The following is a 7,899-nucleotide window of genomic DNA, read 5'->3' on the forward strand; positions in this document are numbered from 1 at the left end:
CAGCTTTGGTAATTTTGCCTATCAGGTAACACAAATGAATTACAAAGACACCATTGATTATTTATACAGCAGGCTGCCAATGTTTACACGCATTGGCGCTGTTGCTTTTAAAAAAGATCTACACAATACAATCGCCTTGTGCGAAAACCTTGGAAATCCACACACCAAATTTAAAAGCATACATGTTGGCGGTACAAATGGTAAGGGCTCCACTTCGCATATGCTGGCAGCAATTTTTCAGCAAGCGGGCTACAAAACAGGACTATACACTTCTCCACACCTTAAAGATTTTAGAGAACGTATTAGAATAAACGGAGAGATGGTACCTGAAACCTTCGTAACTGATTTTGTAGACCAGCAGCGAATTGCTATTGAAAAAATAAATCCCTCCTTCTTTGAAGCCACAGTTGCAATGGCTTTTTCATATTTTGCAGAAGAAGAAGTTGATATCGCAATTATAGAAGTTGGCTTAGGTGGTCGCCTCGACTCCACAAATATCATTATTCCAGAACTCTCTGTAATAACCAACATCAGTCTTGACCATACCAATATACTTGGAAATACATTAGCAAAAATTGCTGTAGAAAAGGCCGGTATTATTAAACCAGGGATTCCTGTGGTAATTGGCGAGCAACAAGAGGAAACAACTGCTGTGTTTAGAAATAAATCTACAGAAACTGGCAGCGATATTATTTTTGCAGATCAGGAACTACATACCGATTACACGGGTATAAAAAACGAATACCTTTGTACCTCTGTTTACAAAGATTCAGTTCTAATATATAAGGATCTTCAGCTCGACCTGAACGGCTTCTATCAGTTAAAAAATGTGCTTACCGTATTACAGGCTATTCAGGTTTTAAAACATAAAGGGTACGCCATAACTGATGAACATATTTACACTGCATTAAAAAACGTTAAAGCATTAACAGGGCTTCAGGGCAGATGGCAGAAAATAGCCGAAAACCCATTGATTATTTGTGACACCGGGCACAATATTGCAGGTATTACCGAGGTGATGCAAAATATCAGGAATACCCCATATGAACAACTTCATATGGTTATCGGTATGGTAAAAGATAAAGATATCAGTGGTGTCCTATCATTATTACCTGCAAATGCAGTCTATTATTTCTGTCAACCAGAATTGGAACGCGCATTATCGGCATCAGAATTGGCAGAACAAGCCAAAAACTACCATCTAAACGGTCAGATATTTAACTCAGTCAACCTAGCTGTCTATGCGGCCAAAAATAACGCTGGTATAAACGATCTGATTTTTGTTGGTGGAAGTACCTTTGTGGTTGCAGAGGCCTTATAAAATATTAAGAACAAAGTGTTTTTTTATGGTATTCTTAATTTAAGGATAAAATAATAGCTATGGATACTTCCGTAAGTATATAAAAACGATAAATTAGCTTACCAAAATTTCTAAACACAAAAAACACACAATGAGAAAAATCTATTTACTATTAACCGCTCTTATCCTGATCACACAGGTATCAGTAGCCCAACAAAAAGGGGCTAAAACAAAAGTATCAGCAGAAGGAGTAAAACGACCAAAAATTATTGTTGGTCTTGTCGTAGATCAAATGAGATGGGATTATCTATACAGATATGCCAGCAGGTATTCAAATGGTGGTTTTAAAAGACTCGTTAGTGAAGGCTTTTCGGCTGAAAATACCTTAATACCATACACGCCAACTATCACTGCATGCGGCCACTCTAGCATTTACACAGGGTCCACCCCTGCCATCAATGGCATTGTTGGAAACGATTGGTATGACAAAACTTTAAAGAGAACTATGTATTGTGCAGAAGATACAAATGTAACCACAGTGGGAAGCAGTACAAGAGCGGGCGTAATGTCGCCAAAAAATATGCTAACCACTACCATTACAGATGAGCTTCGTTTAGCGACAAACTTCAAAAGTAAAGTAATCGGCATATCTCTTAAAGATCGTGGATCTATCTTACCCGCCGGACATTCAGCAAATGCAGCTTATTGGTATGACGGACAAACTGGCGACTGGATTACCAGTACATATTATATGCAACAACTTCCGTCCTGGGTTCAGAATTACAATAATCAGAAACCAGCTGATAAGTTTTTCGCAAACAATTGGAACACATTATACCCTGTTGAAAGTTATTCTCAAAGTACTGCTGACAATAAAATCTATGAAGGAAAAACCAGAGGAGAACAAACACCTACTTTCCCGCATCCATTAAAACTGTACATCGGTAAAAATTATGAAGTCATAAAAAGTACACCTTATGGAAACACCATGACACTTGATCTGGCTAAATTGGCTATAGCATCAGAAAAATTGGGTCAAAATAATGCAACCGACTTTTTAGCAGTTAGCTGTTCTGCTACCGACTACGTCGGTCACCAATATGGTCCGAATTCTGTAGAAGCTGAAGATACTTATCTGCGACTGGACAAGGATCTCGAAGATTTCTTTAACTATTTAGATACCAAATTTGGGAAAGGTAATTACTTGTTCTTCCTTTCTGCCGATCATGGAGCAGCACATGTACCAGGTTTCATGAAAGAAAACAAATTACCCGGAGGAACATTTAATGAAGGACCGGTACTTAAAAATCTGAACATTAGTTTAGAAGAAAACTTCAAAGTAAAAAAAGCAATTATCGCTTCTGAGAATGGCCAGTTCTACCTTAATCATGAAGCGATTAAAGCAGCTAAAGCTGATTACGAAGCCATAAAGGCTCAAATTATAGAAACCCTACGCGCTCAAAATGAAGTGCTGGATGCGGTTGATATGAGTAAACTTGCAGTAACCACGCTACCTGAGCAGGTAAAGAAATCTCTGACTTATGGTTATAACAACAGCCGGAGTGGCGATATCTATTACATCTTGAAATCAAATTACTTTAGTGGAGGTAACACAGGGACAACCCATGGAGCCTGGGCTCCATATGATGCACATATCCCCTGTGTATTTATGGGCTGGAATGTTAAACCGGGTAAAACCAACAAAACACATTACATGACTGACATTGCTCCAACTTTAGCGGCGATGTTACATATACAAATGCCTAGTGGCTGTATTGGCGAACCGATTACAGAGCTAACACATCAATAAAAAAGCTATTTTAATATGATTAAAGGCTGTTCTGGAACAAAAACCAGAACAGCTTTTTGTTTTAATAGCATAGTGTATTTGCAAAGTCTATTTTTATGTCCCTCCCCTCAGTTTTTGTTACCTTTGTATACCGATTATAAAACCTACTATGGAGCAAATTGAAATCTATAAGCCCAAACATAAAATCCGCTTTGTTACAGCTGCAGCCCTTTTTGATGGACACGATGCAACAATAAATATCATGCGCCGAATCCTTCAATCTTCGGGAGCCGAAGTGATACACTTAGGTCACAACCGCTCTGTCGACGAAGTGGTGAACTGTGCAATTCAGGAAGACGTACAGGGCATTGCTATGACTTCCTATCAAGGTGGGCACATTGAGTATTTTAAATACATGTACGACCTGCTAAAGGAACGTGGTGCTCCACATATAAAAATATTTGGTGGAGGCGGTGGCGTAATATTACCATCTGAGATTGCAGAACTCCATGAATACGGTATAACAAGAATATACTCTCCTGATGATGGCCGAAAAATGGGCTTGCAAGGTATGATCAATAACATGCTGGAACAAACAGATTACATCACTACAAAAGCTTTGAACGGTGAGCTCAAATCTATCCCGGAAAAGAATATAAAAAGCATTGCATCAGCCATTACAGTAGCGGAAAATGACCCAGATGCAGCTCAAAAATTTGTAAATGAACTAAAGAAATTAACGTTAAGTAGTCAGGCGCCTGTTTTAGGAATTACCGGCACAGGTGGCTCAGGTAAATCATCCTTAGTAGATGAACTGGTAAGGAGATTCCTAATAGAAGTAAAAGACAAAACATTAGCTATTATATCGGTCGATCCATCCAAACGTAAAACTGGCGGTGCATTACTTGGAGATAGGATTCGTATGAATGCAATCAATAATTCCAGGGTATATATGCGCTCCCTGGCTACCAGACAAGCCAATCTTGCCCTGTCAAAAAATGTACAGGAAAGTATTGACATTTGTAAGGCTGCAGGTTATGACCTCATCATTGTAGAAACATCAGGTATCGGACAATCTGATACCGAAATTACAGAGCATTGCGATGTATCACTGTATGTAATGACACCTGAATTTGGTGCCGCTACACAGTTGGAAAAAATCGATATGCTTGATTTTGCTGATCTTGTAGCCATCAACAAATTTGATAAAAGAGGTGCGTTAGATGCTTTAAGAGACGTACGCAAACAATATAAACGCAACCACAACCTTTTCGATGCGAAAGATGAAACCATCCCTGTATTCGGTACAATGGCGTCCCAATTCAATGATCCGGGAATGAACAATCTATTCAGTGCATTGATCGATAAGATTGAAGAAAAGACGGGTGTAAAATTTGAAGCTCAAATGGAACTTACCAGCGAGCAATCTGAAAAAATCTATATCATTCCCCCAGATAGAATCAGATACCTGGCAGAGATTGCAGAATCAAGCCAAACTTACAACGAATGGGTTGATAAGCAAAGTAACATCGCCCGAAAGTTATACCAGCTTCAGGGTGTAATCAATTTGTCTAAGGACGAAAAAACTACAACGTATATACCGGCAGGCAAAAATCTTACTGAGCCATTACAGGACATTTATGCGCACCTCGAAGAACAATTAGATGGAGAATGTAAACGACTACTTCGTCAATGGCCGGAAACTAAACTAAAATATAAACAAGAACACTTCATTTATAAGGTTAGGGACAAGGAAATAAAACAGCCATTGTTTTACGAATCATTATCTAAACTACAGATCCCTAAAGTTTCTCTACCAAGATATGAAGACTGGGGAGATATCCTGCGTTGGCTTTTAACAGAAAACGTACCTGGTGAATTCCCTTATGCAGCCGGAGTATTTCCATTAAAACGAGACGGAGAAGATCCTACCCGTATGTTTGCTGGAGAGGGCGGCCCCGAACGGACAAACAAAAGATTCCATTATGTTTCGTTGGGTCAGCCCGCCCACCGTTTATCTACCGCCTTCGATTCTGTAACCCTTTACGGGGAAGATCCACATATCAGACCGGATATCTACGGAAAAATCGGTAACTCAGGTGTGAGTATTGCCACTATTGACGATGCTAAAAAATTATACTCAGGTTTTGATCTTTGTGCACCTTCAACCTCTGTATCTATGACCATTAATGGCCCTGCACCTATGCTTTTGGGTTTCTTTATGAATGCGGCTATTGATCAGCAGTGTGAAAAATACATCATCGAAAATGGTCTCGAAAAAGAAGTCAGTGAAAAGATAAAAGCTATTTATAAATCAAAGGGACAGGAAAGGCCTGCTTATAGTGGCAAACTTCCAGAGGGCAATAATGGTTTAGGACTCATGCTTCTAGGAGTAACAGGTGACCAGGTACTACCAGCTGATGTATATGCTAAAATAGCTTCCTATGCAATTAGTACAGTACGTGGGACTGTGCAGGCCGATATATTAAAAGAAGACCAGGCGCAAAATACCTGTATCTTCTCTACAGAGTTTGCTTTAAGGATGATGGGAGATATTCAAAGTTATTTCATCACCGAAAAGGTCCGCAATTTCTATTCTGTCTCTATCTCAGGATATCATATTGCTGAAGCTGGTGCAAATCCAATATCACAGTTAGCATTTACACTCAGTAATGGGTTCACATTTGTTGAATACTATTTGAGTAGAGGGATGAACATTGATGATTTCGCCCCTAACCTATCTTTCTTCTTCTCTAACGGCATAGATCCCGAATATTCGGTAATTGGTCGGGTGGCACGTCGCATATGGGCTAAGGCTATTAAAAACAAATACAAAGGAAACGACAGATCCCAAAAACTAAAATATCATATTCAAACATCTGGCAGGTCACTCCATGCACAGGAAATAGATTTCAACGATATCCGTACTACCTTACAGGCATTGTATGCGATATACGACAATTGTAATTCACTGCATACCAATGCGTATGATGAAGCGATCACAACACCTACAGAAGAATCTGTACGCAGAGCGATGGCCATTCAGCTAATTATAAATCGTGAACTAGGACTTGCTAAAAATGAAAACCCTCTGCAAGGAGCATTTATCATTGAAGACCTGACTGATTTAGTTGAAGAAGCTGTATTGCTTGAGTTTAAACGGATCAATGACAGAGGAGGTGTACTCGGTGCTATGGAAACCATGTATCAACGTGGTAAAATACAGGAAGAAAGCTTATATTATGAAACCTTGAAACATACAGGCGAATACCCTATAGTGGGTGTAAATACATTCCTAAATAAAAACGGGTCTCCTACAATCGTACCAGGGGAGGTAATCCGTGCAACAGAAGAGGAAAAAGAATATCAGATCACAGCACTTCAATTGTTCCAGGACAGAAATGCGGATAAAGCTGAGCTTGCTTTAAAACATCTTCAAAAATCAGCTGTTGCCGGAGATAACATATTTGAACAACTAATGGAAGTATGCAAAATATGCTCATTAGGTCAAATCTCCAATGCTTTGTACGAAGTAGGTGGACAATATCGCAGAAACATGTAAACAAGCATTAAGCAACCCAAATTGTTGCTTAATACCATATAAACAGAGAAGCCTGAATAATTATTCAGGCTTCTCTGTTTATATATATGTCTTAGCTAAGCATGTATCCAGCTAAATTTATATTCCATCGTAGGTGTTTTCATACGCTCAGCAACACGCAACAAACGAGAAGGTAATGCCATGATATAATCTCTGGCTTTTTCACCTGCATCATTTAAATCACGCATACTATCTAGTTTCCACTCTTCAATTAATTGTTGCATAATTTCAACGTAGTCAATCGCAGTATAAACTCCTAGGCGCTGAGCTGCATCTGTAAAATGACCAAAAGTCTGACCAATTTTTAATCCCATTTCACGAAGAAAATGTGCAGGCATCACTATTTTCTGACGCATCATATCTTCAAATGCAATCATTGCTTCATTCGGATCAACTTCAAAAATCTTACTCATAAAATCTTTGTAAGCTTTTGCGTGACGAGCCTCATCAGACGCAATTACACCACACATTTTTGACAATAATGTATCACCATCTTTTTTCGCCAACGAAGCCACCCTTCTATGCGAAATGTTCGTTGCCAATTCCTGGAAACTGGTATAAATAAAGTTTCTATAAGGATCGTGCCCGGTACCGATATCAAAACCATCAGCAATCAGATACTGTGTAGATATTTCCATCTGACGCATGTCAACACGGCCAGAAAGGTAAAGATATTTGTTTAACAAATCACCATGCCTGTTCTCTTCTGCAGTCCAGTGTCTGTTCCATCTCATCCAACCCCCGTCTTCCCTACGACTTACACCTTCTACCATGGCTAACCATGATTCGTAAGTAGGTAAGGCTTCTTCTGTAATGGTATCCCCTATCAAAACTGCTACCAGATCATAAGACAGATCGTTAGCATTTTCGCGTAGCACTTTTATATCCTGGAAAAAAGTTTCGCTTGTAGAATCAGGCAAAAAATCAGATGGCTGCCAATTTGTATCAATCGGTTTTAAGTAGGTATGCATCATTTCAAGCATATACTTCTCTATGTGCACCATTACTTCCCCTCTTTTCTCTGCGAAAAAACTCATTAGTTTATATTTTAATTTTGTATCAAAGATAACCAAAAAATGGACAAAATAAGTGACGGGTATCACATATTCGCAATTTAGTTCTATATAATTATCACAAATAAGATAAAATTTGGCTTTGTTTATAAAATGCGGTTAAGCCGTTAAAAAAAATATTAAAAGTATTTTCAAA

General features: G+C 38.8%; 4 protein-coding genes. 3 read left to right on the forward strand and 1 reads right to left on the reverse strand.

Annotated features, from left to right (window positions below; genetic code table 11):
- Positions 1-34: 34 nt before the first annotated feature.
- The 3 genes from R2Q84_RS07590 (at position 35) to R2Q84_RS07600 (ending at position 6,651) form a co-directional block, all read left to right on the forward strand.
- Positions 35-1,321 carry a folylpolyglutamate synthase/dihydrofolate synthase family protein gene (locus R2Q84_RS07590; RefSeq protein ID WP_316815934.1) on the forward strand — a complete coding sequence of 429 codons (1,287 nt, stop codon included), beginning with the start codon at positions 35-37 and terminating at the stop codon, positions 1,319-1,321.
- 130 nt (positions 1,322-1,451) lie between these two features.
- Entirely contained in the window at positions 1,452-3,110 is a 1,659-nt protein-coding gene (gene pafA / locus R2Q84_RS07595) for an alkaline phosphatase PafA (protein ID WP_316815936.1), read from the forward strand.
- A gap of 148 nt (positions 3,111-3,258) precedes the next feature.
- A complete protein-coding gene (locus R2Q84_RS07600) occupies positions 3,259-6,651 on the forward strand; it encodes a methylmalonyl-CoA mutase family protein (RefSeq protein ID WP_316815937.1) in 3,393 nt (1,130 codons plus the stop codon).
- Positions 6,652-6,746: 95 nt separating this feature from the next.
- Here the strand turns inward: R2Q84_RS07600 and R2Q84_RS07605 are convergent, their stop codons facing one another.
- The gene (locus R2Q84_RS07605) at positions 6,747-7,727 is read right to left on the reverse strand and encodes an acyl-ACP desaturase (RefSeq protein WP_316815938.1); all 981 of its coding nucleotides are present in this window, start codon (positions 7,725-7,727) and stop codon (positions 6,747-6,749) included.
- Between the last annotated feature and the right edge of the window lie 172 nt (positions 7,728-7,899).

The organism is Pedobacter nyackensis (assembly GCF_032678475.1).
In the GTDB taxonomy this organism is placed as follows: domain Bacteria; phylum Bacteroidota; class Bacteroidia; order Sphingobacteriales; family Sphingobacteriaceae; genus Pedobacter; species Pedobacter nyackensis_A.

Excerpts from the sequence above, each read along its gene's own strand:
- R2Q84_RS07590 (WP_316815934.1), top strand. The coding sequence starts at position 35 with ATGAATTACAAAGACACCATTGATTATTTATACAGCAGGCTGCCAATG.
- R2Q84_RS07605 (WP_316815938.1), bottom strand. The coding sequence starts at position 7,727 with ATGAGTTTTTTCGCAGAGAAAAGAGGGGAAGTAATGGTGCACATAGAG.
- pafA (WP_316815936.1), top strand. The coding sequence starts at position 1,452 with ATGAGAAAAATCTATTTACTATTAACCGCTCTTATCCTGATCACACAG.
- R2Q84_RS07600 (WP_316815937.1), top strand. The coding sequence starts at position 3,259 with ATGGAGCAAATTGAAATCTATAAGCCCAAACATAAAATCCGCTTTGTT.